Annotated in this window: 26 protein-coding genes; 11 read left to right on the forward strand and 15 right to left on the reverse strand. The window is 73.4% G+C overall.

Translation table 11 applies throughout. From position 1 onward, the window contains the following. Positions 1–12 precede the first annotated feature (12 nt). The 4 genes from ACFRQN_RS13115 to ACFRQN_RS13130 all read right to left on the reverse strand — a co-directional run bounded on the left by ACFRQN_RS13115 (position 13) and on the right by ACFRQN_RS13130 (position 2,762). On the reverse strand, positions 13–369 hold the full coding sequence (locus tag ACFRQN_RS13115) for a nuclear transport factor 2 family protein (RefSeq protein ID WP_380740273.1): 357 nt from the start codon (positions 367–369) through the stop codon (positions 13–15). Then, positions 366–800 (reverse strand): heme-binding protein, encoded by a 435-nt coding sequence (locus tag ACFRQN_RS13120; RefSeq protein WP_375876209.1) that lies wholly within the window; start codon positions 798–800, stop codon positions 366–368. Before ACFRQN_RS13120 ends, ACFRQN_RS13115 begins: the two co-directional genes overlap by 4 nt. A 73-nt stretch (positions 801–873) precedes the next feature. Further along, positions 874–2,076, reverse strand: coding sequence for an MFS transporter (locus ACFRQN_RS13125; protein ID WP_049659333.1), 1,203 nt, complete (start codon positions 2,074–2,076; stop codon positions 874–876). Between the two features lie 218 nt (positions 2,077–2,294). After that, the gene (locus ACFRQN_RS13130) at positions 2,295–2,762 is read right to left on the reverse strand and encodes a MarR family winged helix-turn-helix transcriptional regulator (RefSeq protein ID WP_049659084.1); all 468 of its coding nucleotides are present in this window, start codon (positions 2,760–2,762) and stop codon (positions 2,295–2,297) included. 327 nt (positions 2,763–3,089) lie between these two features. On the opposite strand from ACFRQN_RS13130, the gene ACFRQN_RS13135 reads away from it, so the two are divergent. The 3 genes from ACFRQN_RS13135 to ACFRQN_RS13145 all read left to right on the forward strand — a co-directional run bounded on the left by ACFRQN_RS13135 (position 3,090) and on the right by ACFRQN_RS13145 (position 7,172). Beyond that, entirely contained in the window at positions 3,090–3,680 is a 591-nt protein-coding gene (locus ACFRQN_RS13135) for a lytic polysaccharide monooxygenase (RefSeq protein WP_117485023.1), read from the forward strand. A 227-nt stretch (positions 3,681–3,907) separates the two neighbouring features. Continuing rightward, positions 3,908–5,005 (forward strand): hypothetical protein, encoded by a 1,098-nt coding sequence (locus ACFRQN_RS13140; protein ID WP_049659082.1) that lies wholly within the window; start codon positions 3,908–3,910, stop codon positions 5,003–5,005. Positions 5,006–5,210: 205 nt separating this feature from the next. Beyond that, complete coding sequence (locus ACFRQN_RS13145; protein WP_380740277.1) at positions 5,211–7,172, forward strand: glycerophosphodiester phosphodiesterase; 1,962 nt, start codon at positions 5,211–5,213, stop codon at positions 7,170–7,172. A gap of 159 nt (positions 7,173–7,331) precedes the next feature. Here the strand turns inward: ACFRQN_RS13145 and ACFRQN_RS13150 are convergent, their stop codons facing one another. Beyond that, positions 7,332–9,635 carry an LPXTG cell wall anchor domain-containing protein gene (locus tag ACFRQN_RS13150; RefSeq protein ID WP_380740279.1) on the reverse strand — a complete coding sequence of 768 codons (2,304 nt, stop codon included), beginning with the start codon at positions 9,633–9,635 and terminating at the stop codon, positions 7,332–7,334. 274 nt (positions 9,636–9,909) lie between these two features. On the opposite strand from ACFRQN_RS13150, the gene ACFRQN_RS13155 reads away from it, so the two are divergent. After that, positions 9,910–10,083 (forward strand): hypothetical protein, encoded by a 174-nt coding sequence (locus ACFRQN_RS13155; protein WP_158077773.1) that lies wholly within the window; start codon positions 9,910–9,912, stop codon positions 10,081–10,083. Between the two features lie 113 nt (positions 10,084–10,196). On the opposite strand, the gene ACFRQN_RS13160 is transcribed toward ACFRQN_RS13155, so the two are convergent. Continuing rightward, a complete protein-coding gene (locus tag ACFRQN_RS13160; protein WP_380740281.1) occupies positions 10,197–13,043 on the reverse strand; it encodes an ATP-binding protein in 2,847 nt (948 codons plus the stop codon). Positions 13,044–13,384: 341 nt separating this feature from the next. Here ACFRQN_RS13160 and ACFRQN_RS13165 point away from each other — a divergent pair, with 341 nt between their 5' ends. Then, positions 13,385–14,434 carry an alpha/beta fold hydrolase gene (locus ACFRQN_RS13165; protein WP_380740283.1) on the forward strand — a complete coding sequence of 350 codons (1,050 nt, stop codon included), beginning with the start codon at positions 13,385–13,387 and terminating at the stop codon, positions 14,432–14,434. Between the two features lie 123 nt (positions 14,435–14,557). Here ACFRQN_RS13165 and ACFRQN_RS13170 read toward each other — a convergent pair whose 3' ends face one another. Together ACFRQN_RS13170 and ACFRQN_RS13175 are read right to left on the reverse strand one after the other, a co-directional pair. Further along, positions 14,558–15,157, reverse strand: a complete 600-nt coding sequence (locus tag ACFRQN_RS13170; RefSeq protein WP_380740285.1) for an RICIN domain-containing protein — start codon at positions 15,155–15,157, stop codon at positions 14,558–14,560. Positions 15,158–15,180: 23 nt separating this feature from the next. Then, positions 15,181–15,798: a ricin-type beta-trefoil lectin domain protein gene (locus tag ACFRQN_RS13175; RefSeq protein ID WP_380740287.1), complete on the reverse strand. Its 618-nt coding sequence runs from the start codon at positions 15,796–15,798 to the stop codon at positions 15,181–15,183. A gap of 114 nt (positions 15,799–15,912) precedes the next feature. Here ACFRQN_RS13175 and ACFRQN_RS13180 point away from each other — a divergent pair, with 114 nt between their 5' ends. Further along, positions 15,913–16,893 carry a helix-turn-helix domain-containing protein gene (locus ACFRQN_RS13180; RefSeq protein WP_380740289.1) on the forward strand — a complete coding sequence of 327 codons (981 nt, stop codon included), beginning with the start codon at positions 15,913–15,915 and terminating at the stop codon, positions 16,891–16,893. 97 nt (positions 16,894–16,990) lie between these two features. Here ACFRQN_RS13180 and ACFRQN_RS13185 read toward each other — a convergent pair whose 3' ends face one another. The 4 genes from ACFRQN_RS13185 to ACFRQN_RS13200 form a co-directional block, all read right to left on the reverse strand. Next, entirely contained in the window at positions 16,991–18,163 is a 1,173-nt protein-coding gene (locus ACFRQN_RS13185) for a methyltransferase domain-containing protein (RefSeq protein ID WP_380740291.1), read from the reverse strand. 3 nt (positions 18,164–18,166) lie between these two features. After that, positions 18,167–18,325: a hypothetical protein gene (locus ACFRQN_RS13190; protein WP_181970350.1), complete on the reverse strand. Its 159-nt coding sequence runs from the start codon at positions 18,323–18,325 to the stop codon at positions 18,167–18,169. 138 nt (positions 18,326–18,463) lie between these two features. Beyond that, positions 18,464–19,306 (reverse strand): helix-turn-helix domain-containing protein, encoded by an 843-nt coding sequence (locus tag ACFRQN_RS13195; protein WP_380740293.1) that lies wholly within the window; start codon positions 19,304–19,306, stop codon positions 18,464–18,466. Continuing rightward, positions 19,303–20,055 (reverse strand): DUF6879 family protein, encoded by a 753-nt coding sequence (locus tag ACFRQN_RS13200; protein WP_380740295.1) that lies wholly within the window; start codon positions 20,053–20,055, stop codon positions 19,303–19,305. The genes ACFRQN_RS13195 and ACFRQN_RS13200 overlap by 4 nt, the downstream gene beginning before the upstream one ends. 193 nt (positions 20,056–20,248) lie before the next feature. Between ACFRQN_RS13200 and ACFRQN_RS13205 the strand changes: the two genes are divergently transcribed. After that, on the forward strand, positions 20,249–21,094 hold the full coding sequence (locus ACFRQN_RS13205) for a helix-turn-helix domain-containing protein (RefSeq protein ID WP_380740297.1): 846 nt from the start codon (positions 20,249–20,251) through the stop codon (positions 21,092–21,094). 119 nt (positions 21,095–21,213) lie between these two features. On the opposite strand, the gene ACFRQN_RS13210 is transcribed toward ACFRQN_RS13205, so the two are convergent. From ACFRQN_RS13210 to ACFRQN_RS13220, 3 genes are all read right to left on the reverse strand, one after another. Then, entirely contained in the window at positions 21,214–21,405 is a 192-nt protein-coding gene (locus ACFRQN_RS13210) for a DUF397 domain-containing protein (protein WP_380740299.1), read from the reverse strand. 91 nt (positions 21,406–21,496) lie between these two features. Further along, entirely contained in the window at positions 21,497–21,688 is a 192-nt protein-coding gene (locus ACFRQN_RS13215) for a DUF397 domain-containing protein (protein WP_380740300.1), read from the reverse strand. After that, positions 21,681–22,544 (reverse strand): helix-turn-helix domain-containing protein, encoded by an 864-nt coding sequence (locus ACFRQN_RS13220; protein WP_380740302.1) that lies wholly within the window; start codon positions 22,542–22,544, stop codon positions 21,681–21,683. Before ACFRQN_RS13220 ends, ACFRQN_RS13215 begins: the two co-directional genes overlap by 8 nt. A 264-nt stretch (positions 22,545–22,808) precedes the next feature. Between ACFRQN_RS13220 and ACFRQN_RS13225 the strand changes: the two genes are divergently transcribed. From ACFRQN_RS13225 to ACFRQN_RS13240, 4 genes are all read left to right on the forward strand, one after another. Further along, positions 22,809–23,174 carry an ATP-binding protein gene (locus ACFRQN_RS13225; protein ID WP_117484996.1) on the forward strand — a complete coding sequence of 122 codons (366 nt, stop codon included), beginning with the start codon at positions 22,809–22,811 and terminating at the stop codon, positions 23,172–23,174. Then, entirely contained in the window at positions 23,174–23,434 is a 261-nt protein-coding gene (locus tag ACFRQN_RS13230; protein WP_375873987.1) for a hypothetical protein, read from the forward strand. The genes ACFRQN_RS13225 and ACFRQN_RS13230 overlap by 1 nt, the downstream gene beginning before the upstream one ends. Positions 23,435–24,394: 960 nt before the next feature. Next, positions 24,395–24,955, forward strand: a complete 561-nt coding sequence (locus ACFRQN_RS13235) for a hypothetical protein (protein WP_380740304.1) — start codon at positions 24,395–24,397, stop codon at positions 24,953–24,955. 467 nt (positions 24,956–25,422) lie between these two features. Beyond that, positions 25,423–26,127, forward strand: coding sequence for a DUF1062 domain-containing protein (locus ACFRQN_RS13240; RefSeq protein ID WP_380740306.1), 705 nt, complete (start codon positions 25,423–25,425; stop codon positions 26,125–26,127). The last annotated feature ends 90 nt before the right edge of the window (positions 26,128–26,217 follow it).

Genomic DNA, 26,217 nt, shown 5'->3' on the forward strand with positions numbered 1-26,217 from the left:
GTGCTGTCTCCTTCAGGCGGTGCGGTCGGTGAGGGTGTAGTGGACGGTCTGGGCGCTGATGAGGCCGTCGCGGAAGACGAAGGTGTCGACGCCGTCGGCGACCTCGTGCTCGGCGGTGCGGGCGCTCCAGCGCAGGAGCAGGACCTCGCCGGCGAAGCTCGGGGTGAGCTGCCAGTCGGCGTCCGGCAGGTCGGCCAGCAGGCGGCCGATGGCCTGGCGGACGCCGGCCCGGCCGTGGAAGGTCCCGGCCGGGGTGATGGCGACGGCGTCCTCGGTGTAGTTGCCGCTGACCAGGTCGAGGTCGCCGGTGCCCAGGCGTTCGCCGTGGTCGGCGAAGACCTCCCGGGGGCTGCGGGCGGCGGTGCTCACCGGGCGAGCTGGGCGAGCCGGTCGAGGGCGGCGGCGGCGAAGGAGTGGTCCTGCGCGGGGGCGCCGCCGCCGACGCCGAGGGCGCCGACCAGCCGGCCGTCGCGGTGGACGGGGATGCCGCCGGCGATGAACAGCAGCGGGCGGTCCAGCGCGGTGGGCAGGGTGTGGAACGGCCCGTCGGGCTTGACCAGGTCGACCAGGTCGGCGGTGGGGGCGTTCAGCTGGAGGGCGGTGTAGGCCTTGCGGGTGCTGGTCTCGCCGGAGATCAGCACGGCGCGGTCGTCGCGGCGGAAGGCGAGCAGGTGGCCGCCGGCGTCCAGGACGGTGACGCTGACCGGCACGCCCGCGGCCTCGGCGGCGCTGCGGGCCGCGTCGACCAGGAGCTCGGCGTCGGCGGTGGTCAGCGGGGCGACTGCGGTGGTGGTGCTCATGGTGGTGCTTCTCCCGGGGTGGGGTGGGTTCCGGTCGGGGCGGTGGCCGGTGGTGTGCCGGTGGTGTCGATGGTCAGTGCTGCAGGGCCGCGTGGCGGGGAGCCGCGCTCGTGGTGGCGGCCTCCCGGGTGCGGTCGCGGCGCTCCAGGGCGGCGGACCAGAAGGCCAGCAGCAGGGCGGCCGCGGCGAGGACGGCGCCGACCCAGTTCGGGGCGGTGTAGCCGAGGCCGGCGCTGATCACCATGCCGCCGAGCCAGGCGGCCAGCGCGTTGCCGAGGTTGAAGGCGCCGATGTTGACGGCGGAGGCCAGGGTGGGGGCGCCGTGGGCCTGGTCCAGGACCCGCTTCTGCAGCGGGGGGACGGTGGCGAAGCCGAGGGCGCCGACCAGCAGGACGGTGACGGCGGCGGCGACCTTGTTGTGGGCGGTGAGGGTGAACAGGGCGAGCACCACGGCGAGGCCGCCGAGGGTGGTGTAGAGCATCGGCATCAGCTTGCGGTCGGCGTAGCGCCCGCCGAGCAGGTTGCCGAGGAACATGCCGACGCCGAACAGGACCAGCAGCCAGGTGACGGAGCCGTCGGCGTAGCCGGCGACGTTGGTCATCATCGGGGCGATGTAGGTGATCGCGGCGAAGACCCCGCCGAAGCCGAGCACGGTCATCGCCATGGCGAGCAGCACCTGGGGGTTGCGGAAGGCGGTCAGCTCCCGGCGCAGGTGGGCGCCCTCGGCGCGGGGCATGGCGGGGACGAGCTTGGCGATGCCGAGCAGGCCGACCACGCCGAGCGCGGCGACGCCGGCGAAGGTGGTGCGCCAGCCGACGGCCTGGCCGATGTAGGTGCCCAGCGGGACGCCGACGATGTTGGCGACGGTCAGCCCGGTGAACATGGTGGCGATGGCGCCGGCCTTCTTCTGCGGGGCGACGAGGTCGGCGGCGACGACGGAGCCGATGCCGAAGAAGGCGCCGTGGGCGAGCGAGGTCACGATGCGCCCGGCGAGCATCACGGGGAAGGACGGGGCGAACGCGGAGAGGAGGTTGCCGGCCACGAACAGGCCCATCAGCAGCATGAGCATGGTCTTGCGGCTGATCCTGGTGCCGAGGACGGTCATCAGCGGCGCGCCGATGACGACGCCGAGGGCGTAGCCGGTGACCAGCAGGCCCGCGTTGGGGATGGAGACGCCGTAGTCGCCGGCGATCTGGGGCAGGAGTCCCATGATCACGAACTCGGTGGTCCCGATCCCGAATGCGCCGATGGCCAGGGCGATGAGAGCGAGAGGCATGGGCCCGAACCCTTCTGTGATTGCTTGAGCTAGCGCCTTGCGTGCCCTAACAATAGTTGCAGACGCGCGATAAGTGCAAACGCGGATAGGTGGCACGCGCCATAGGGTCGGGGTCGGGAGGCCGGAAACGCGGCCGGGCCCGGCCCGTCCGGACCGCGTGTGCGGTTCGGACGGGCCGGGCCCGGGGGAGTGGTGTGGCGGCGCGGGGCCGGCCGGGGTCAGCGGGTGGGCGCGGCGGCGTCCACGGCCTCGACCGCCTGGACCAGCGAGGCCAGCGCGGGGGTGCGGGCGGCCTCGTCGAGCGCCTCGCGCAGCGCGGCGTCGTTGGTCGGCCGGGCCTGCTCCAGGAGCCTCAGGCCGTCCTCGCTCACGTTGGTGTAGATGCCGCGGCGGTCGGTCGGACACAGGTAGCGCGACAGCAGCCCGCGGTCCTCCAGTCGGGTGACCAGGCGGGTGGTGGCGCTCTGGCTGAGCACGACCGCGTCGGCGACCTGCTTCATCTGCAGGTGCCCGCCCTCGTCGTCGTGCTGGCGGCTGAGCACGTCGAGCAGCGAGTACTCGCGCACGCTCAGGTCGTGCTTCGCCTGCAGGGCGCGTTCGATGTGGGACTCGATCCTGCCGTGCAGGAGGGACAGGGCGCCCCAGCCGTTGGCGAGCGCGGTGAGCGCGGGGTCCGTGGCGGTCATGGGCCCCTCCTTCCGGGTATGGCTGGGTCCAGGATAAGCCATGAACAGAAATATCGGCCAGAGCTTGTATAGCGCTTGTGCAAATAATCTCCCGTGCGATTCGGGAGCGGGTGGGGCTGCGGGATGCCGGTCGGAGCCCAGTCATCACGCGGCTTTGGCGCAAATGGTTCAGACCATTGACGCGGAGGGAAGGCAGATCCTACGGTGTCGGGCAACCGGTCTGGCGCGGGCATGCCATGTCTCGGGCAGGCCGCCGTGCGCACCCCCACGCGCACGCGCACGCCCCGCGCCGGGCGCACACTCCATCCACCCCCACGGAGGAGCACCATGCGCAAGCGCCACCTGATCGCCGCCGCCGCGGCCGCGATCGCCCTGCCGATCGCGGCGGCCCTGCCGGCCCAGTCGCACGGCTTCATCAACCTGCCGCCGAGCCGCTCCGCGCTCTGCGGGGCCAACGCCGTCCCGTGGGACTGCGGCGACATCCAGTGGGAGCCGCAGAGCGTCGAGGGCCCCAAGGGCTTCCCGACCCGCGGCCCGGCGGACGGCACCATCTGCGCCGGCGCGGACGCCCGCTGGGCCCCGCTGGACAACCCCCGGGGCGGCAGCTGGCCCACCACCAAGGTGACGGCGGGCCAGCAGCTCACCTTCACCTGGGAGATCGAGGCCCGGCACTCCACCAGCAGCTTCAGGTACTTCCTGACCAAGCCCGGCTACGACGCCAGCCAGCCGATCACCCGGGCCGCCCTGGACCTGACCCCGTTCCTGACCGTCCCCTACAACGGCCGCCAGCCCGCCGCCACCACCACCCACACCGCGACCCTGCCCACCGGCCGCACCGGCCACCAGGTGGTCGTCGCCGTCTGGGACGTCGCCGACACCGGCAATGCCTTCTACTCCTGCACCGACGTCCAGTTCTGACCGCTCCCCGCCCGCCCCGACGGCCCCGGCCGTCGCGTGCCCGCCGTCGCCGCCGCCCGAACCCGGACGGCGCCGGCGGGCCGCCCGCCCCCCGTGCTGAAGGCCCCTCCCCGTCCGTGCTCGCGCGCCGCAGAAGCCGCAAATAGGTACATTGGCGACATTTGGCAGCAGTGCCAAGGCTCCGCGCGTCCACGCAAGAAGGCCGACCGCCTTCGGAAAGGGTCTCCATGCGCCCCGACCTCAGCCCCGCCGTCCTCGCCGAGCTGCGCCGGCCGCGGCCCTACCCGGCGGTGTCGATCCTGATGCCCACCCACCGCCGCGAGCCGGACAACACCCAGGACCCGGTCCGGCTGCGCAACCTGCTGGCCGAGGCGAAGGAACGCGTCCAGGCCGACCCGGAGGTCTCCCGCGCCGACCGGATCGACGTGCTGGAGCAGCTCGACCGGGCCCTGACGGAGGTCGACCTGGTGCACGCCGAGGACGGCCTGGCGGTCTTCGCCGCGCCCGGCGAGCACCAGGTCTGGTCACTCGGGCGCACCGCCCCCGCCCGGGTGGTCCTGTCCGACACCTTCCTCACCCGCAACCTGGTCGCCTCGCACGCCGCCGAGCGCCCGCACTGGGTGCTCGCGGTCGCCGCCGACAAGGTGGTGCTGTGGGGCGGCACCGAGGAGCGGGTCACCGAGGACAAGGGGCACGGCTTCCCGCTGACGCGCGTCTTCGACAACCCCGACCCCGAGCGGCAGGAGCAGATCGGCGACACCCCCAGCACCTTCCGCGACGAGGCGACCAAGACCTTCCTGCGCCAGGCCGACACCGAGGTCGGCAGGCTGCTGGCCGCCGCCCCCCGCCCGCTGTACGTGGTCGGCGAGGCCGCCGCGCTCGCCCTGCTGGACGCCGTCGGCCCGATCGCCAAGGAGGCCGCCGCCCAGCTGCCGCACGGCGGCCTGGCCCAGGCCGACGCGGAGACCGTCCGCAAGGTGGTCGAGCCCGCCGTGCGCGCCCACGCCGACCAGGAGGTCGCCGAGCACCTCGCCCAGCTCGACAAGGCCCGCGGCGCCCAGCAGTTCGCGGCCGGACTGGACGAGGTCTGGCAGGCCGTCGGCCAGGGCCGGATCGCCCGCCTGGTGGTCGAGGAGAACTTCCGCGCCACCGTCCGCGACGACGGCGAGCACCTCGTGCCCGCCGAGGCCGGCGAGAGCGGGGCCCGCGAGGACATCGTCGACGAGGTGATCGAGCGCGCCCTGGACACCGGCGGAAAGGTCGGCTTCGTCCCCGACGACACCCTCGCCGACGCCGGCCGGATCGCCGCCGTCCTGCGCTACTGACCCGCCCCCCGACCCACCCCGCAGCCGCCCCGACGGGCGGCTGCGGCGCACCCGGCCCCGCCGCGCACCCGCCGCGCTCGTACGGAAACGAACCGGCCAACCGGCGCACGGAATCCGCCATCTTCGCGCACCGCACGTGCAACGGCCACGAACGGTTCCCGGAATCGTGGCGCCCGGTTCGGCAATCGCCCCTAACCTGCGGCGCATGACACAGAGTCACCGCCCCCGCTCGGCCCGCCGCACCGGCCTGCTCGCCGCCGCCATCGCCGCCTCGCTCGGCCTCGCCGCCGTCGCCCTGAACGTCCCCAGCGCCGTCTCCGCCGAAGCCGCCCCCGCGGCCCCCGCGGCCCCCGCGGCCGCCGCGGCCGGCGCCGCCCCGGCCCCCGGCGAGGTCGTCCTCGACGAGCACTTCTCCGGCCCCGCCCTGCCGGCCGGCTTCACCGCCGTCGAGGGCGACTGGAAGGTCGAGGGCGGCCGCCTGGTCGGCACCTCCGCCAACTCCGGGCAGCAGAGCCGGATCACCTTCGGCCGCCACCTGGACGACTTCCGCATCGAGGCCACCGCCCGCTTCGAGAGCGTCCAGGACAACGCCCGCTGGACCGCCCTCGGCCTGGACGTCCCCGCGTCCGGCGTCACCCCCTGGTCGATCGCCACCATGCGCACCGGCACCACCGCCGCCAACGGCCTGGAATTCGCCCAGCGCACCCCCGCCAACGTCTGGAACGTCACCAACACCGCCGCGGCCCCCACCGCCGCCGGCACCGGCCGCGACGTGCGCATCGCCGTCGAGGTCCACGGCACCACCGCCCTCTGGATATTCGACGGCAAGGAGGCCCTGCGCACCACCCAGGTCGCCCGCAGCGCCGACGGCGGCCAGGCCCTGGTGGTCAACGGCTCCACCGTCTCCTTCGACGACCTCAAGGTCACCGCGCTCGCCCCCGGCGGCTGGCTGCGCCCGGCCGGCGCGCCGCTGACCGTCTTCGCCCACCGCGGCGCCTCCTCCGCCGCCCCCGAGAACACCCTGCTCTCCGACGAGATCGCCCGCCGCGGCGGCGCCGAGTGGATCGAGAACGACGTCCAGCCCAGCAAGGACGGCGTCCCCTACGTCCTGCACGACGACACCGTCGACCGCACCACCAACGGCAAGGGCCGCATCCGCGACCTGACCGCCGCCCAGATCGACTCCCTGGACGCCGGCTCCTGGTTCGGCCCCGCCTACGCCGGCGCCCGCGTCCCCACCCTGGCCGCCCAGCTGGAGGACCTGCGCACCCGCGGCGGCAACCTGCTGCTGGAGATCAAGGGCCAGCACAGCCGCGACGAGGTCGCCCGGATCGTCAAGGAGGTCCGCGACCACGGCATGACCGGCCGGGTCTTCGTCCAGAGCTTCGAGGTCGACGCCCTGCGCTACACCCGCGAGCTGGCCCCCGAGCTGCCGCTCGGACTGCTGCGCGGCGACTTCGACGCCGACCCGGTGGCGGTCGCCAGGGACCTCGGCCTGTCCGCCTACAACCCGTCCGACGCCGGCCTCGCCGCGCGCCCGAACGTGGTGAAGGACCTGCACGCGGCCGGCGTCGCGGTCAACGTCTGGACGGTCGACTCGGCCGCCCGCTGGAAGGCCCTGGACGCCGCCGGCGTCGACGGCGTCATCACCAACCGCCCGGCGGAGCTCGCCGGTTGGAACAGCGCCTGGCTCCAGGGCGGCACCCCCGTCCGGCCCGCCGCGCCCACCGTGGCGATCACCTCCCCGGCCGCCGGCGCCACCCTGGACCGCGCCGCGCGGCCGGTGACCGCCGTCCAGTCCACCGGCGCCGACACCGTCCGCCTCACCCTGGACGGCAAGGAGCTGGCGCCCGGCACCGCCCTGGACGCCACCGCCCTCCCGCTCGGCGGGCACACCCTGCGCGCCGAGGCCACCGGCCCCGGCGGCCGCGCCGAGACCACCACCGGGTTCACCGTCGCCGCCACCCCCACCGGCCTGGCCTCCCTGGTGCTGACCTCCGGCGCCGACCCCAACGCCGTCGCCACCCTGACCACGATGCTCGGCCAGGGCCAGTACCGGCCGCTCGCCGCCTGGGCCGAGGACCAGGCCGGCCGCGGCGTCGTCGCCGACCGGGCCGGCCTGATCGCCGCCGACGCCCGCGCCCTGGACACCGCCCCGCGCGGCTGACCGGCGCCCCGGCCCCGTACCGCCCCGGCCCCGCAGCGCCCCCGTCGGCGGTGCGGGGCCGCGGCGTGCCCGGTGGCGGACGACAGCACGGGGCCGCGCCCACGCGGGGGGCGTGGGCGCGGCCGTGGGGTCGTGCGGGTGCGGGTGCGGGTGCGGGGCTCAGCGGGTGCGGCGGCTCCTGCGCAGCAGGAGCAGGCCCGTCGCGACGGCGCCGAGCGCGGCGAGGCCGACGAAGGGCAGGACCGTGGCCGCGTTGCTCCCGGTCTCGGGCAGCTGGCCGCCGTGGCCGGGCGGCGGAGCGTGGGTCGGGCTCGGGCTCGGCTGCGGCGAGGTCGTCGGGCCGGGGCTCGGCGAGGACGTCGGGCTCGGGCTGGGCGACGGGCTCGGCGACGGGCTCGGGCTGGGCACGGTGACCGGGACCTCGGTGCGGCAGCGCGCGTCGGTCGAGCCCTGCGCGCAGTTGTTCGCGTAGGTGGTGGAGGTGACGGCGTTGCGCAGCACCGCGTCGGCGGTCAGCGTGGAGCGCACGGTGACGGAGTAGGTGATGGTCGCGGTGGCCCCGACCGGCAGGTCCCCGCTCCAGGTCAGCGTGGTCCCGGTGACCTGGACCTGGCCGCGGTCGGCGGCGGCGTCGTTGTCGTAGGCGGCGGAGTTCAGCACGCCGGCCAGGTCGTCGGTGAGGGTGACGCCGGGGGCGTCGACCTGGCTGGTGTTGGTGACCTGGATCCGGTAGCGGACGGTGTCACCGGGCTTGGCGGTGGTGGGGGTGGCCGTCTTGAGGACGGTGTAGCCGGGCACCGCGGCCACGGTGTTGCGCACGGTGTTGCTGGTGCGCTCCTGGGCCCGCCGGGTCTGGCTGCCCTCGAAGCGCAGGGTGGCGGTGTCGTCGAGGTGGGTGCCGACGGCGGTCGAGGCGTCGACGGTGACCTGGAAGGCGACGTTGGCCTCGGCGCCCGGGGGCAGGTCGGGGACGGTGCAGGTGACGGTCTGCCCACTGGCCTGGCAGGCCGGGTTGGAGGCGGGGACGAAGGTGGTGCCGGCCGGGATCGTGTCGGTCAGGGTGACGCCGGTCGCGGTGTCGAGGTCCGTGCTGCTGCCGTCCTGGCGGCGGTTGGCCACCGAGAAGGTGTAGGTGATGGTCTCGCCGGGGCCGACCAGGCCGGGCGGGTTGTCGTCGGGGCTGCCCGGCGGGGTGTTGGCCTTGGTGATCCGCAGGTCGGGTTCGAGGGCGTCGAGGGCCAGCCAGGCGGCCTGCGGCTCCAGGGCGTCGCCGGCGCCGCTGATCCGGACCAGGGCCTGCTCGCTGCCGGCCGGGATCTTGCCGGTGACGTCGATCATCCGGGCGTCGTAGCCGTAGTTGTTGACCGGGTCGGGGTCGCGGGTGGTGATGTTGGTGCCGGTGCCGTCCGCGGCGACGTGGTCGATCCGGCTGGTGAACGCGTTGTCGGTGCCGACCCCGTTGGGGCCGGGCATCGGCAGGAGGGTCAGGTTCTCCGGCGTGGAGCCGACCGCCAGGGTGTCCCCGGCGATCGGCGCGTCGCCGTCGCCGACGGTGATCCCCATGGTGGCCCGCGGGGCCGTGGTGGCGGGGGTGCGGATGCCGCCGAGCGTCAGCGTGGTCGAGTTGTCGGGGTCGCGCAGCAGCTGGTAGCCGTCCCAGACCTGGAGGTAGCGCAGCGGCTCGGCCTGGTCCTCGTACGCGACGACCAGCGACCAGCCGCCCCAGCAGCCGACGTTGTTGCCGCCGTAGTTCTGCGCGGAGGAGCGGCCGGCGCACGCCTGGATGTCGGCGACGGTGTAGCTGCCCGGGCCGGCGGCCCGGACCTCGGCCGTCACGTCCTTGACCGCCCCGCCGGCCAGCAGGGGCTCCGGCGGGTTCCCGCCGACCTTCTGGTCGAACCAGTCGTAGGTGTCCGCGGTCACCTGCTGGTAGCCGCTCGCGCCCGGGACCTTCCAGGACACCTGGTTGCCCTTGTTGATGTCCCCGGAGGTGCCGCCCGCGGTGCTGGTGTTGGTCGGGTTGAACTGCCAGTACAGCCGGGCGGACAGCACGTTCGCCCCGGCCGGCAGCAGCAGCTGCGCGGAGGCGGCGTTGGGGCCCGGGGCGTTCGGGTCGACCTTGATGAACTTGGTCCGGCCGTTGTTCGAGCCCTCGGTGTCCGAGCAGACCGTGCCGTCGCTGTCGTCGCAGGTCAGCACCGAGTTGGAGGCCATCGTGAGGTTGCCGTGCGCCAGCAGGTCGACCACCGGGTCCGGGCCGATCGGACGCTGCGTCCCGGCCCCGCGCGGCTTCGGCGCGGCGGCCTTGACCGCCGGTTTCGCGGCCGCCCGGGCGTGCCCGGTGTGCGGCGCCCCCGCGGCGAGCGGCGGCGCCAGGGCCGCGGCGCCCGCACCGAGCACCACCGCCAGCAGCGCGGACAGGACGTGCGGTGGACGCGGCCGCAGCCGTCGGACAGGTGACACGGGAACCTCGCTGTCGGGAGGCGACACGGACAGCAGAACCTCGTACCTGCGCCGGCGGGAATCGAAGCCTGACGGGTGGTTTCTTCACCCGCCCGGGTCAGCACCGGTGGCCGGACGGCCCGGGGTGTGCCGTCCGCCGCTCCGGGGGAGCGGTGGGTACCCAGGATTCGGTACGGGGGATTGGGTAGCGGTACGCATTGTTCCCGCCCCGGCCCAGCCGGTTTCCTGGAACCCGCCCAAGCCGACGACCCCTCACCCCCCGGAGGTCGCCCCCATGACCCGTCGCGAACGCCTGCGGCTCTACGCCGACGCGCACTTCACCGCCCCGGACCCCGGACTGGTCCTGCCCGCCCGCCGCAGCGGCAGCGGCCTGCGCCGCCCGGGCCTGGCCCGCCTCGCCCGGCTCTCCCGACTCGTCGAGCGCGCCGGCCACCACCGGCACGGCTGACCGGCCACCCACCCACCACCGGCACGGCCGACCGTCCACCCACCCACCGGCACGGCCGACACCACGGACAGGGTCCCGCCTCTTGAGGGAGCGGGCGGGACCCCCCTTTTTCCTCAGGAGGCCCCGTCCTCCGCCGCCAGCGCCTCGCCCAGCCCCGCCCGGCCCACCCCCAACTTGCGCAGCGCGCTCGCCACGTGGTGCTCGACCGTACGGGTCGACAGGAACAGCGCCCGGGCGATGTCCTGGTTCGCCGCACCCTGCGCCGCCAGCGCCGCGACCTGCCGCTCGCGCGGCGACAGCCGCTCGCCGTAGCCGCGCCGCCCCGGCGAGGCCGCCCGCCCCAGGCCCAGCTCGCGCCGCAGCCGCTGGCAGCGGGCCGCGTCCCAGGCCGCGCCCAGCGCCAGGTAGGCCCGCTCGGCGGCGCCGATCAGCTCCCCGGCCGCCACCCGGTCGACCCCCGCCGACACCGAGGCGGCCCGCTCCTCGGCCCGCGCCGCCTCGTACGGGCGCCCGATCTCCCGCCACAGCCCGGCGCAGCGCACGAACTCCGCGCCCGCGCCCGCCGGGTCGCCCCCGTCGGCCAGCAGCAGGCCCCGGGCGAAGGCCAGCGCCGCCACGGGGGCCGGCGCGTCCCGGCCCTCCAGGCCCGCCCCCGCCTGCCCGGCCAGCTCCGCCGCGCCCGCCCGGTCGCCCCCGGCCAGCAGCACCTCCACCGCCACCGGCAGCAGCTCCGCCGCCCGCGGCCAGGCCCCCGCCGCGCGCAGGGTGTCCAACGCCGGCGCGACCACCGCCGCCGCCCGCGCGACGTCGCCCTCCGCCAGCAGCAGCGCCGCCGGCCCGGCCGCCACCCGCAGCGCCCCGGTCACCTGCGACTCCCGCTCCCCGTACGGCTCCGCCTCCGCGAACCGGGCGTACGCCACCGCGAGCTGCCCGCGCGCCGCCGCCAGCCGGCCCAGCAGCAACGCCTGCTCGATGCCGGCCATCGCGAGGTCCGGGAACTCGGCGCCCAGCGCCGCCAGCCGCTCCTCCAGCCCCTCCCACCGCCCGGCCAGCCCGTCCAGCCGCGCCAGCGCGATCCGGCTGTAGCACTCCAGGTACGGGATCGCCGCCTGCCGGGCCAGCCGCCGGCTCTCCTCCAACAGCCGCGCGGCCCGCCGGTCGTGGCCCAGCTCGACGGCGATCTCGCCCACGTTGTACAGCGCCCGGGTGGTCTGCCGGACGATCTCCGGCCGCTCCGAGCTGCGCGGCAGCGCCTCCAGCCGCTCCCACACCGACGGGTCGCCCTCGCGGGCCAGGAAGGTCAGCCGGGTGGCCCGTACGGCCGCCGCGACCTCCTCGTCCGGGCTCGCCGCCAGGACCCGCTCGGCCCGCTCCAGCCACTGCCAGGCGCGCTCCCCGGCGCCGTCGCGCTCGTTCATGGCCAGCGCCACCATCGCCCGGGCCGCCCGGTCCGGGCGCTGCTCCAGCTCCTCCAAGGACTCCTCGATCCGGTCGAAACCGGCCCGGTCCCCGCCGTGCACGGCCATCAGGAAGCCCAGCGACAGCCGGATCTCGCCCCGGTCGGGCACCGGCAGCCGCGGATCGGCGATGATCGCGGTCAGCGTCGCGGCGCTCGCCAGCGAGTCCACCCCGTCGGCGGCGATCCGCGCCAGCGCCAGCGCCGCCCGCCCGCGCCGGCGCGGGTCCAGGTCCGGCTCGTCCAGCAGCCGGCGCAGCAGCGGCCCGGCACTGCCGCTGTCCCCGAGCGCCACCGCCTGGTCGGCGGCGGCCTCCGCCACCTCCTGCCAGGCCGCCCGGTCGCCCAGCGCCAGGGTGTGATGGGCGATCTGCACCAGCGGCCTCGGCTCGCGCGCGCCCAGCGCCGCCACCGCGCGCCGGTGCAGGGCGCCGCGCCGCGGCCCCGGCAGCCGCCGGTAGGCCACCTGCTGCGCCAGGACGTGCCGGAAGCCGTACCGGGCCAGCGGCTTCTCGCTGAGCACCGCCGCCCGCAGCGCCTCGGTCAGGCCGTCCGCCGCGGCCTGCGCGTCGAGGCCGGCCACGGCGGCGAGCAGCTCCTCCCCGGCCGGCACGCCGAGCACCGCGGCCGCGCAGGCGATCGCGGCCGCGTCCGGGGACAGCACGGCCAGCCGCTCGGTGACGGCGTCGCGCAGGCCGCGCGGCACCTCGGACTGCTCCAGGTCGGCGGCCAGGTCCGCGGCGGTGGTCAGCGCGTCCGCGCCGCGCCGCTCGCCCAGCGTGATCAGGTCCTCCTCGGCGACCAGCGGCAGGCCCTCGCTGCGCTCGAACAGCACCCGGGTGAGGGCCGCGGTCGCGCGCGGGCCGAGCGCGGCCCGCGCCAGCTCGTGCACCTCGGCCTCGGCGAGCGGGGACAGCCGCAGCAGCGCGCCGCCCACCCCGGCCGGGCGCCGGTAGGCGGCGCCGAGCACGGGGGTGTCCGGCGGCAGGTCCTCGGCCCGGTAGGTGAGCACCAGGGCCAGGCCGGGCGGCACGTCCCGGGCCAGCAGCAGGAGCAGCTCGCGGGTCGCGTCGTCCACCCAGTGCAGGTCCTCGACGACCAGGACGGTCTCGCCGAGCGCGCCCAGCAGCGCCCGCACCGCCTGGACCAGCAGCCGCAGCCCCGGCGGGCCCTCGCCGGGGGCGCCCGGGGGAGGGGGCGGGAGCCGGTCGGCGAGGTCCGGCAGTAGCGGGCGCAGCGCCCCGGCACTGGCCGGGATGCGGTCCGCGGGCGGCAGGAACGGGCCGACGCCGCGCAGCGCGTCCACCACCGGGCCGAAGGGCAGCGGCTCGCGCAGCGGGTGGCAGAAGCCGGTCAGCACCCGGCGGCCCGCGGCGGCGGCCCGGGCCGCGGCCTCGGCCACCAGGCGGGACTTGCCCAGGCCGGCCTCGCCCTCGATCAGGACGACGGCGGGCGGGCGGAGCATGGAGTCGGTGAGACGGTCCAGTTCAGGTTGACGTCCCACGAACGCGAATCCGGCGCCGGGCGATCCCGGCTCGACCGGCCGGCTCACGGCCGTCCGGCGAGTTCACGTGCGCGGCGCTCGCCGAGGAGGGGTGCGAAGGCCATGGGCACATCATGCCGTGGCCGCGCCCGGGGCTCGCCGCCGGGGCGCCGTCGCCGCCGCCTGCCTCCCACCCCGGCCCCCACCCGCAACCCAGGCCCCCTCACCCCCACCCGGTCCCGTCCGGCCCGCTCCGGCGGGGCCCCGGGCGCCACCCACGGCAGCCGGAGGCGGTCCGGTACGTTGACGAACCGTCAGTTCGTGCTCCCGGACGGCACGTTCGCGAAGGCGGAGGAACCGGAATGATCGACAGGCGCACCTTCACCAGGGCCGTCGGACTCGGCGCGGGCACCACCGCGCTGTCCCTGGCCGCCCCGCCGCCGGCCGCCGGGGTTGCCGGGGTTGCCGCCCCCGCTGGTCCGGCCGGGTCCCCCGTGCCCGGCCGGACCGGTTTCTCCCGCCTGGCCCGGGTCCGGGCAGGCGTGCTCGATGTCGGCTACGCCGAGGACGGACCGGCCGACGGCCCCGCCGTGATCTGCCTGCACGGCTGGCCGTACGACATCCACAGCTACGTCGACGTCGCCCCGCTGCTCGCCGCCCGGGGCTACCGCGTGATCGTCCCCTACCTGCGCGGCCACGGCAGCACCCGCTTCCTGTCCGACCGCACGGTGCGCAACGCCCAGCAGTCCGCCGTCGCCCTCGACGTGCTCGCCCTGATGGACGCGCTGGGCGTCCGGCGGGCCGTGCTGGCCGGCTTCGACTGGGGCTCGCGCACCGCCGACATCATCGCCGCGCTGTGGCCCGAGCGGGTCAGGGCCCTGGTCTCGGTCGGCGGCTACCTGATCACCGACGTCGAGGCGCAGAAGGAGCCGCTGGCACCCGCCGCCGAGCACACCTGGTGGTACCAGTTCTACTTCGCCACCGAACGCGGGCGCCTCGCCATGGAGGACCGGGACAGGCGCCGCGAGCTGTGCCGCCTGGTGTGGCGGCAGGTCTCGCCGACCTGGGCCTTCGACGACGCCGTCTTCGAGCGCACCGCCGCCGCCTTCGACAACCCCGACTACGCGGCGATCGTCATCCACAACTACCGCTGGCGCCTGGGCCTGGCCGACGGCGAGCGCCGCTACGACGAGCTGGAGCACCGGCTCGCCGCCCGCCCCCGGATCGCCGTGCCCACCGTCACCCTCGACCCCGGCCGCGACCCCTTCACCGCCCCCGGCGACGGCGCCTCCTACCGCGACCTCTTCACCGGGCCGTACCTCCATCGCACCCTGCCCGAGGCCGGCCACAACGTTCCCCAGGAGGCACCCGAGGCCTTCGCCCGGGCCGTCCTGGACGCCGACCGCCTCTGACGGCGAATGGACAGGCGGCCGTCCGGGCTACGTCAGGCCGGGCCGCGTCGGGCAGGGTCTCGCGGCTTCGTGGGGGAGAAGCCGCGAGACCCGGTCACCGGCGGCCGTCCGGTCGTCCGGCCGTCAACCGGCCGTCGTCCACCGCTGCTCGGAGCCGCCGGTGCAGGGCCACTGGACGACCGGGGCGCCCGGCGTCGTGCTCGAACCGCCGACCGCGGCGCACAGGCCGCTCGCCCGGTTGCTGATCTGCGCGAAGCCCGTGTCCGGGTTCGAGCCGAAGTACCAGGTCTGCTCCGGCCCCTTGTCGCAGCCGTACTGGATCAGCTGGACGCCGGCGTTCGGCGAACTCGCCGGATCGGCCAGGCACTTGCCGCTGTTCTTGTTCACGATCTCGTAGCCGCCACCGGAGTTCGGCATCGGGTAGAGGCCCCAGTACTGCTCGGCGCCGCCGTAACAGGACCACTGGATGATCCCGGCCCCGCCCGCCGTGCTCCCGGCCCCGACCGACAGGCAGTGCTGGCTGTTGTAGTTCCAGAGCTCCACGATCTCCCCGTCCCTGACCGAGGGGGACGAGGCTGCGCCGCCCTGCCCCGTCGCGGTCGGCGCCGACGCCGAGGCCGGCGTCGCCCCGACGGCGAACGCGAGCGCGGCGAGGAGCCCGAGGGCCCCCGTGCCGAGCCTCGTCCGGGGGCGGGCCGCTGTGCTGTGGCCACTGGTTGCCATGGGTGGTCTCCTCCGGGTCGGCGTCACGCGGTGCGGATGTCCCACCACTGCTGGGACTGGAAGTTCTTGACCCACAGCTGGGTCTGGGCGCCGTCGCCGGCGACGTTGATGTCGCGGTCCAGCACGGTGTTGTTGCCGTTGTTGTAGCGGACGTTGTAGATGGCCAGGTCCCCGGACGGGTGGTACCACTTCTGCTGGGTGGTGCCGTTGCACTGCCACAGCTGCACCCGGGTGCCGTTGGCGCCGCCGCCGTTGGTGTCGGCGTCCAGGCACATGCCCGGGAACCGCACGTTCTCCAGGCTGCCGTCGGTGGACAGGAACCACTCCTGCTGGGCGGTGCCGTTGCACCCCCACACCTGCACCCGGGTGCCGTTGCCGCCGTTGGTGGCGTCGGCGTCCAGGCACTGGCCGGTGGTCCCCCGGTACAGGCTGTAGATCCGGACGTACAGGCCCGCGGTGAGCGCGCCCGCCTGGGTGCCGGCCTGGGTGCCGGGCGCCTGGCCCTGGCTCCAGACCACGTGACCGGCACCACCGGTACCACCGGTGGACTCGGCGCCCTGGGCGGACGCCGCGCCCGTGGCGCCGACGACGAGGGCCGCCGTGGCGACGGCGACGGCGGCCAGCTTCTTGTGAACGATCACGGGTCCTGTTTCCTCTCGGGGCTGGACTGTGCGGTGAATCCAGCAAACGCCAAGCCGATCGACCGATCGAATGATTCGATTTCTTTCGAAGGGGCTGGCGAAGGGGGAGCGCTCGTGATCCGGATCCGCCTGGGGGCCCGGGGGTTGGGGGGCGTCAGGTTCGCGGTCTCACCGGTGGGCGCGGCGAAGGACCTGCTGCGCCTCGTCGGCTTCAGCCCGGGCACGCTCACCCCGCAGTGGCGGGCCAGGGCGACGGAGGCGCTGTCCCGCAACCGGCTGGGGCTGCTGGCCGTGGTCGGCGGCGGCGGTCCGCTCGGGTACGCGCCGGACTTCATCCGGCCGGAGCCCCCGGCGTTCCTGACCGACATCGACACGGCGCTGCACCAGATCGCGACGACCCCGCGGGAACGGGTCCACTACGAACTGGCGGGAGCCGTCAACGGGCACGCGTGGGACCGGGGTTCCGGCCACCCGCCGCCGCGGCAGCTGCTGCGGGCCCTGGAGCGGGGGGAGGAGTACGTCGCGCGCCGCCTCGCCGACGAGATGGCGCGGTTCTGGCACGGGGCACTGGCGACGTCGTGGCCGGGGATCCGGGCCAGACTGGAGGCCGACGTCACCGCGCGGGCGTCGGAGATCGCCCGGTCCGGGCTCGCCGAGGCGCTCAACCACCTGGCGCCGAACCTGGAGTGGCGCGAGGGCGAGCTGATCGTGCACCTGCGGACGGGCAGCATCCACCGGCTGACGGTGGACGCGGACGGGGTGATCCTGACGCCGAGCGTCTTCGTCGACTGGGCGCTGTTCTGCGCGGGCGAGCCGCCCGGTGTGCCGGCGCCGCGCACCCCGCTGATCGTCTACCCGGCCGGGCCGGCGGACTGCCTGGCACCGGAGCGGGACCACCCGCTGATCGGCGCGATGCGGCGCAGGCTGCTGGCGGAGCTGAGCCAGCCGCGTTCCACGACGGAGCTCGCGCAGCGGCTGTACCTGAGCCCGGCCACGGCCTCGTACCACTTACAGATCCTCCACCGGGCCGGCCTCGTGACCCGGACGCGGCAGTCCCGGCACGTCCTCTACCAGCGGTTGGGGGGAGCCGTGTAGACGTACGCCCGGTCGCGCCCCCGCCCGGTCGCGCCCCGCCCGGGGGAGGGCGAGGGGTGCGGAGTGGGAAGTCGGCCGGGCCGACTTCCCACTCCGGTCAGTGCGGCGCCGGTACGGGGTTGTCCGGCCTGTCCAGCCACACCGTCTGCCCCTCGGGCGTGGCGGTGAGCCCGAACCGCTCGAAGCCGGGCTGCCCCCGGCGACGCCACCAGCGCCAGGCCGCCTCCACCTCGTCCCACAGGCCGCGGGGGCCGGACTGCACCACCTCGTAGGCGGTCCGGCCGGGCTCCCAGTCGGCGGTGGCCCAGGACGTGACGGCCGTGTCGTGGAGCCACAGCGTGTACGTGCCGTCGGCGTACCGCTCGGTCAGCGGGAACGCGCCGGGCACCTGCACGCCGATGGCGAACATGGCCGGCCACCCGCCGACGGCGTCGGGGGAGAGGGCCGTCGATGAGACCGCCCCGTCGGCCGGCCACGGCCTGGACAGGTACTCCAGGCTGCCGGGCCGAACGGTCCGCTGCCGGCGCAGCCGCATGAAGGCGGACGACCTGACGAACCGGCCGCTCGCCGTGCCGTCGTCGCCGACCGTGAGCCGGACGACGGCCTCCCCGCCGTACTCGGGCGCCCACGGGGCGACGATCACGGCGCCGGGCCGGGACTGCTCGATCCAGGCGTACGGAATCCGGTGGACCGAACAGGTGGCGATCACCCGGTCGAACGGCGGGCCGTCGGCGAAGCCCTCCGAGCCGTCGCCCACCACGAGCCGGGGCCGGTACCCGGCGCGGGCGAGCCGGTGCCGTGCGGCGGCCGCGCTGTCCTCGTCCACCTCCACCGAGACGACGTTCCCGGCCCCCGCGCGGTGGGAGAGCAGAGCGGCGTTCCACCCGGTGCCGGTGCCGATCTCCAGCACCCGGTCGCCGTCCGCCACGCCCAGGGCGGCGAGCATGGAGAACACCATGGTCGGCATGGAGCTGGACGAGGTGGGCACGGTGCCGCGGTCGAACCCGCTGTGCTCGCCGTCGTCCCACTGCGTGGTGAGCGGCGCGTCGGAGTAGACGGCGCCCAACCACCCGTCCGGATCGGCGAAGCGGTGCACGGACTCGCCCTGGCGCACCCCGTCGGCCCGGCCCGGCCAGATCAGGTCAGGGACGAACCAGTGGCGCGGAACGGCGTGGTACGACGCCAGCCAGTCGGGGGCGAGGGATCCGTTCGCGATGAGCGCGGAGGCCAGCCTGGCCCGGCCGGCCTCCGCTTCGTGCCGGTCGCTCACGCGTCAGTGCCCGGACGCCGGGCCGCTGCCGTCCGAGGTGTTCCCGCCCTCGTCGCTGCCGCCGCCACCGTGCTTGTTGCCGCTGCTGGAGTCGTCCTGCTGACCGCCGCCCTGGCCGTTGCCCTGGCCGCCACCGTGCTTGCCACCGTCGAACTCGGGCATGCGCTTCCCCTTTTTGCTGTCGGTCGACTCCCGTGCCGCTCACGGGTGTCAGTGAGCACGTTAGGCGTGTCCGATTCGAGGGCGGGCGCGTGATTCTCGGGTATTCGAGCCGCTGGGAGCGGAGTTCGCGGGGATTCCTCACACGTCCCCGAGAGCCCGGCGGCACCGCGCGATGACCCGGTGGGCGTCGGCGCCGTAGACGGCGGAGCCGGCCAGCGTGTCCCAGACGCGCCGGTACAGCGCCACGTTGTCCGGCTGGTCGAGCCAGAGTTCGGCGTGCCAGTCCTCGACGATGACGAGCCGGTCGTCGTGGATCCAGAAGCCGTTGGCCGGCGGCAAGGTGAGCGAGGCCTCGAACGGGACGATGCCCAGGGAGACGGTGTCCAGCCCGATCACGCCGCTGAGCCGGTCGAGTTGGGCGGCCATCACGGCCGGGGGGCAGATCAGACCGCGCAGCGCGGATTCCCACATGACGATGTGGTACTTCCGGCCCGGCCGGTACAGGCTCTCCTGCCTCTGGACGCGGGCGCGTACGGCTTCCTCGACGTCGCGCGGTGACCGGTGGAGGTCGACGTACGCGCTGAAGACGTGCCGGGCGTAGTCGGGCGTCTGGAGCATGCCGGCGACCATGGCGCCCTCCCACGCGCGCATGACCGTCGAGCGGTCGTGCTCGGCGGTCAGCGTGTCCTGCACCGGCTTGTGCCCGGCGGCCAACTGCCGCCGCCAGGAGCGGGTTCCTGACTCGAAGGCGCGCAGCCTCGCCGACAGCTCGGCCGCCGCCCCGGGCTGCCCGACGCCTTCGGCCCACGCCTTGAGGTCGTCGTGGGTGGCCGTCTGCCGGCCGGTCTCCAGCTTGCTGACCTTGGACTGCGTCCAGCCCAGCCGGTCGGCCAGTTGCCGGCCAGTGAGACCGCCCTCGGCGCGCAGCTCACGGAGCCGCAGGCCGAGGGCGGTTCTGGCGTGCTGGAAGTCGGTGCTCACATGCCGGACGGTACCCCAGCGGCGAACTCGCGGTGCGGGGTGGCGTAGTGCCAGGCGGCGTCCCGCTCCTGGCAGGCGCGGGCCACCTTCACCGGGTCGGTGATCACCTCGATCTCGGTGATGTCGTCCTCGGCGTCGAAGTGCAGCAGGGCAAGGTAGCGCGAGTCGAACAGCCAGGCGTCCTCCGCCGGGAGGCCGAGCCGCTCGGCGTCGGCACGCCAGAGGTAGCGGATGTCCTCGCCGACCAGGCCGTTCCGCTCGGAGTTGTTGAGCAGGTACCGCTGCCCGACGGTGGGCGGGTTGTCCATGATGCGCACCCGCTCGAACCGCTTGCCCAGGTCCGTCTGCTCGCGGCGCGTGCGGCACCAGGGGTGGTCCAGGTCCCACGCGGGGGCCTGTCCGGCCACGAACTGCCGGTAGGTTTCGGACTCCTCGTCCGACCGGTAGCGGCGGCGGGTCTCCAGCCGGAAGGCCGTGTGCCGGCAGCTCGTGAACATCTCCTCGAACTCGTCGTAACTGACCAGCACGCGTTCGCGGTCCACGTCGCGCGGCGCGAAGTCGGCGAGCAGGGTGCGGGGCACGGTCACGAACCCCTCGCCGGGCTTGACGGCGCGGAACTGGGCGATCTCGTCGGGATCGGTCACCAGGTCTCCCTGCACGATCACCTCCCCGGTCTCCGCGTCCTCGTAGAGCGTGGGGCATCCACTGTTGCCCGAGGTGCTCCCGATGTACCGCAGTCGTCGGCTCATGGCCACTCCCCTCGAAGTCGATCAGGCTGACTCAGGATGCCCGGAGGATCACGTGGAGTGAGTGAGGATTCTCGAATATTCTCCTGCGGTGGGCGGTTGGTGTGGTGCTCCCTCGCGCCTGCCGGGCCCGTGACGCCACCTGGCACCACGCGGTGCGCTACGCGGAGTTCCGGGCTCAGGTAGTTTCCGTTATGTGAGCACCGACTTTCAGCAGGCACGGGTTGCTCTCGGTGCCCGGATGCGTGAACTCCGCACCGAGAGCGGCTTGTCCGGCCGCGCCCTGGCCGCGCTGTTGGGTTGGCCGCAGTCCAAGGTCAGCACGTTGGAGAATGGAAGGCAGTCGCCCGGCACAGCGGATCTGGTCGCGTGGGCGGAGGCCGTCGGCAGGCCTGACGCCGCTGCCGAACTCGTGGGCCGACTACGGACGCTGGAGACGCAGTACCGGTCATGGAGGCGCCAGCTCGCGGGTGGCGCGCGACCGGTGCAGGAGGCGCATGCCGCACTGGGAAAGAAGACCGGGCATCGTCAGTCGTTCGATCCGACTCTCATTCCCGGCCTGCTGCAGACGGCTGAGTACGCTCGGGCGGTCCTCGCCCGGTACACCAGGGTTCATCCCTCGATCCGTGATGTCGAGGCGGCGGTGGCGGCTCGGATGGAGCGCCAGAGGGTGCTCGCCGATCGCTCGCGTTCGTTCCACTTCCTGGTATGGGAAGGGGCGCTCCTGTCCCGTCTCTGCTCGCCGGCCGTGATGGCCGCCCAGATGAGGGCTTTGACGCCGTGGCTGGCGGGTGGGAACGTCCGGTTGGGTATCGTTCCTTTTGAGGCCGATCTGCAAGTGCCTGCGGGAGTCGGGTTCTCGATCCATGACGGCACGTTGGTGATCACCGAGTCCTGGCACGCGGAGATGTGGCTGGACGATCCGGCGGACGTCGCGCTCCACACCCGGGCATGGGACGCGCTGGCGGAGAGCGCCGTGTACGGTCCGGCGGCACATCGGGTGATCGTCAGGTCCTGGCGGGTGCCGCGTGATGATCACTGAGGAAGCAGGTCCCTCTGTCGGCGAACAACGGTCCCCGGCGCCGGGGACGACGGCGTCGGAGCGGTTCGGTGGGGTGTCTGCGCAGGAAGTCGGGCGGGCCGACTTCCTGCGCACAGGGTTCAGGCGTGGTGGTCGAACTCGCCGGCTTTGAGGGCGTGGAGGAGGGCGGCGAAGGTGGTGGGGGTGGTGCGGAGGGTGAGGTGGCCCTCGTCGGACTCGCGGAGTTCGACCATCTCGTTTGCGGCCCGCAGTTCGACACAGTTGTCGCTTGCGCCGGAGTAGCTGGACTTCTGCCAGTTGGACTCTCGCATCGGTGTCTTCCGGTTCCTTCCTGGCAGATCGGATGGGGTGTTCTGTTGCGCCCCTCGCCCTGGGGAGGGCGAGGGGCGCGGAGCGGAACCGTCAGGCGTGGTGGTCGAACTCGCCGGCCTTGGCGCCGTGGAGGAGGGCGGCGAGGGCGGTGGGGGTGGTGCGGAGGATGAGGCGGCCTTCGTCGGACTCGCGGAGTTCGACCGCGCCGCTCACCGTGCGGACTTCGACGCACGCGTTGTTCGCGCCGGAGTAGCTGGACTTCTGCCACACGGGGCTATCCATGCTTGCTCTCTATCTCCTTTTTGATCTGCCGGATGAAGTCTCGGGACTCCTCCTCCGAGAGTGCGACGGACGCCATCCGGGCGAGCATCTCGCGGTAGCTTGCGAGTGGTGCAGGAGAGTCGAGAATCAGGCTGTTGTGGGTGGTGTCGATCTGAACCGAGTCCAGCTCGGGTACAGCGCCTTCCGCGTAGATGAGGTTCTCGCTCGGGCCGGGAAGGGACTCGATGTCGAACGGTACTGCGCGGATCGAGACTTCCGAGGTCTCGGAGTGCTTGATGAGCGCTTCGAGCTGCTCAGTGAGGACTTTCGGGCCACTGAACTGCATACGGAGAGCGGCTTCGTGGATGAATGCGGCGTAAGGCGCCCGGCCTGCGCGGATGACCTGCTGCCGCTTCATCCGGAAGTCCAATCGGACGTCGACTTCATGGTGGGGCAAGGGTGGGATTGCTCTGGCGAAGACCGAGGCGGCGTAGGCATCAGTTTGCAGCAGCCCAGGTACGAACGTGATCGTGTAGGTAATGAGCCTCGCAGCGGAGTCCTCAAGCTCTGCGATATCGAGCAGGTGTGAGGAGACCGACCCGCGGTACTCCTCCCACCAACCTTGCCCACGCTCACCGATCGTCTCGGCGAGAGCGTTGATCAGCGGGGGATTGGCGCAGTGGCATGCAGCGGCGATGGTGCGGAGGCGGTTGACACTGATGCCGATCCGTCCTGATTCCATCTGCGTGACCTGAGCCGGACTTATTCCGACAATACGGCCCAGCTCTGAGCCACCGTAGCCAGCCCGTTCGCGCATCCTCCGTAGCTCAGTGCCAAGTCTGCGCTGACGGAGTGTTGGGTTTGATCGCGGCGGCATGGCTTCCTTCCAGGCGTGCGTGTGGCCAGTGTGCCGCGCGTGTCGATCGGCGGTCCACCAGTTGCCACCCTAGGGTGAACTTCCCCAAGGAGTGGAAAATTGGATACTGGCCTGCGCTAGGGTCGATCTCACATCGATCCGACGGATCGTCAGTAACGCCTGCTAGCAAGCACCGCAGAGCAGCCATGTCCTTCTCCACCGGCCTGGCTCACGGCGACACATGTTCCGCCGGTTCCCCCTCACTCACGCCTCGGGAGAACTCCCATGCGTCACATCAACACCCCCACCATCGCGGTCGCGCGGCAGACGCTCCGCAACACCATGACCCGCGTCGGCTGGCCTGCCTCCCCGATCTTCGACGCGCAGCTCGCGCTCTGCGAGCTCCTCGTCAACGCGTGGCGGCACACCGAGACCCCCGCGCCGCTGGTCGAGATCATCTCCGAGGGGGACGTCCTCCGGGTCTCCGTCACGGACGAGAGCCCGGTCCTGCCCTCCAGCCCGCCGCTGTCCCTGCTCGCCGAGTCCGGCCGGGGCCTCCAGCTCGTCGCCGCCCTCACCCACGGCTGGGGCGTCGACCCGCACGAGCGTGCCAAATCCGTCTGGTTTGAGCTGCGGAAGGGCGCCGTCTGATGATCTACCGTCCCGGCCGTCACCCGATGCTGCCGACCGACCCCCGGATCCGCTACTACACCGAGGACCACATCAGCGCCCTCCTGGACGAAGTCGTGGAGCGGGGGCGTGAGTTCGGCCTGATCTTCCCCTCGATCGGCACCGACCGGACCATGGACGGCCGCGTCCTCGTCCGCTTCAACACGGCGCCGGCGTCAACGCTCCTGAACCTCCTCACCCTGCTCCTCGACGCCGAGCGCAGGACCGCGTGCGATACCTGATCGGGACGGCCTTCGCCGTCCTCCTCGCCCTCGCGACCGCCATCGTCGCCCTGGGCATCGTCACCATCCTCCGCGCGGCCCCGCCGCCCGACGAGGACGCCTGACCCCGCCAGCCCCCGCCGCCCACGCGCCGGGGGCTCCGGCACTGCTTCATTCAGGCCCTTGACGGCCCTTCACCGGCGGGGCCATGGTCCAGTTCATCCCCGGTCGGACAGTGAGGTCAACGACGGTGGCAACGGCGGTCGGCCCTGACCAGTAGGGGTCTGAGCGGACGAGATGGGGCGGGGAGCTGGGCGAGCGCGTTCGCTTGCCCAGCTCCCCGCTGGATTACTTGGTTGCTGGCACCAACACCCTTACCAGTGCGATCACTTGTCGATTGCTCGCCAGGACGAACTTCCTCGTCGTTGCCGAGGGGATGAACATGGCGATCAAGAGCATGAGGCTCATCACCACCACCGCGACGGTCACCGGCACTGCGAGCGCGAGCCGGGCCCACACGCTGAAAGGAACCGTCACCGGCACCCCCCGGACAGCGAGGTCCGGGCGTCAAGTACATTGCCGGATATGGCCCTTTGAGCTATGGTCAATACCAAGCGAACCTTCCCTGTCAAGCTCGGCGGGGTGAAGGAACGGACGGCTCCCGCTGGAACGGGGGCCGTCGGCATTTTGGGCCGACGGTTGTGCTGTCCGCTCGCTGCTGAGCCTAGAACACGCTCTCCCGCATCAAGGTTCCTCGGCTTCATAGCCGCAACCGCGGATTTGACAAGGGGGGGATCGAAACCCGCCAGCCGAGGTTTAGTTCTGCCCGGCCGTGACGGCGCATGCGAAGGTATCGTGAACTGCGGTGTCGTCCCAGGTTTTCGCAGCTCCATCGAGCTATTTACGAGGTCAAGTCGGACCCGGTATTTGTCCGGTTCCAGCCTCTCCCGTGCGAGCACTTGTCAGCTAGAACTGACACTCATGGGGGAGCGATATCGCTGGAAGGGCCCGTCCCACTTCGACGCCACACCTGAGACCTTCGGTGACGGGCTCAAGCTGGCCCCTGCGGTCCGCGCACTGCGCGAGGCGGTCAACAAGCTCCGCGAACTCGTTCCCAGGCCCGTCGGTGGTCAGGTCGATGAGCTGCTGGATGCCCTGGCCCGACTGACGGCGATCGAGAAGGCCGTGGCCGCAGAGAGAACCCTTCTGCTGGCCGAAGCCAACTACCACGGGGCGACGTGGGAACAGATGGCCCATGCATGCGGCGTCCGGCGCCAATCGCTGCACAAGCGCTACGCGGAGCGTGTCACGCGTGTCATCGGCATCTGCTCGGACTCCAACTCGGAGAAGCCGCTACGGTTGATCATGGAGCTCTATCCGAAAACCTTCTACCGCCTCGTCGAAGTGGGCCTGATCAACCCCGAGCCCTCAAGGGCCGACGGTAGGCGCCGACTGGCCTTCCGCAGGCATACCCATGCCATTGATGTCGCTCTCGCCCAGCAGCAGGAAGCACCGAAGGGCAGTTCGGTAGACAGCGATTGATCACGGCGCTGGTCCTGGCGACGCACTGTGGCTGAGGAGTGGGTCATTGTCGGATCGATCCTGTACGAGCCGTCTACGCGTGGCGTCCCGCCGAAGGCATAGCCGACGAGACGCTGCGAGCCCGGGTCCTGGCCGCCCTGCAGTGCCCGCCGGCCCCGCCCGTACCCCGTGCGGGCGGGGACGCACACGCCGTCGAGGGGGCGCCTGCTCCAGCAGGTCCCGCGCGAGCGCCGGCCGAGGGCGGGGGGAAATCCGGTTGCCGCGGGGCGCCGTCCCGATCATGATCTCCCGCATGGACTTTTGATGACTGCCACGTAGTACGTACCTGTCGCGCGATCGACCTCGGAGCCTGACGAACCGGCCCCGGGGCGATGGGTCGCGCCCCTCGTGAGCATCCGTCAGAGAGCGGGAGCAGCCGAGTGAGTTCGGCATGCCCTCCTGCTGAGTCCTGAAAGCACCCCACACACATGAATACCGACCGCAAGGCCCTGTGGGCCGTGCGTCAGTCCGCCCTGCCCACCGTCGTCCGGCCCTGCCCGGACTGCCCCGGCACGCGGCACCGCGCCTCGGGGAAGATCCGCGTCAACGCGAACGGCAAGCTGCTCGACGTCTGGCTGCTGCTGAGCTGCGCGATGTGCGACCGGACCTCGAAGGCGCCCGTCCACGAGCGCGCCCACGTCTCGACGCTGGAGCCGGCCCGGCTGGTGGCGTACGAGACCAACGACCCGGCAGCGGTACGGGAGTTGGTGATGAGCGCGTCGCTCGCGGCGAAGAACCGGTACCGGCTCGACTGGACCGGGACGTGGGAGCTGGAGACCCGCATGCCGCTGTACGCGCTCGACGACCCGAACCCGCTCCCGGTGCGGGTGCGCTTCGAGCTGCCCGCGCCGGTCCGGGTGGAGCGGCTGCTCCAGCTCGGTCTCGGCCTGAGCCGGGCCGAGGTGCGCCGCCTGGTCGCGGACGGCCGGATCCGCCTGCCGTTCGCGCCGGACGCCAAGGCGCACCAGGACTTCGAACTCACCATCCACGGCCCCGGTTCCGTCGACGCGGCCAAACACGCGAAGTCCCCCGACGCGCCCGCCGCCGAACCCACCGCCCCGGCCCGGATCGGGCTGCCGCCCGCACCCGGCAGGGAGTTCCCACGCCGGGCCGCGGCGGCCGGCAGTATCTGATAGGTCGGGCGGACGGCCTGCTCGCGATGGACGAGGAGGCCGCCGACACCGTCCGCGTCCCCGATCCGGCCCGCCCGCGTCCCGCGCGGG

Source organism: Kitasatospora sp. NPDC056800 (genome assembly GCF_042789775.1).
Lineage (GTDB): Bacteria > Actinomycetota > Actinomycetes > Streptomycetales > Streptomycetaceae > Kitasatospora.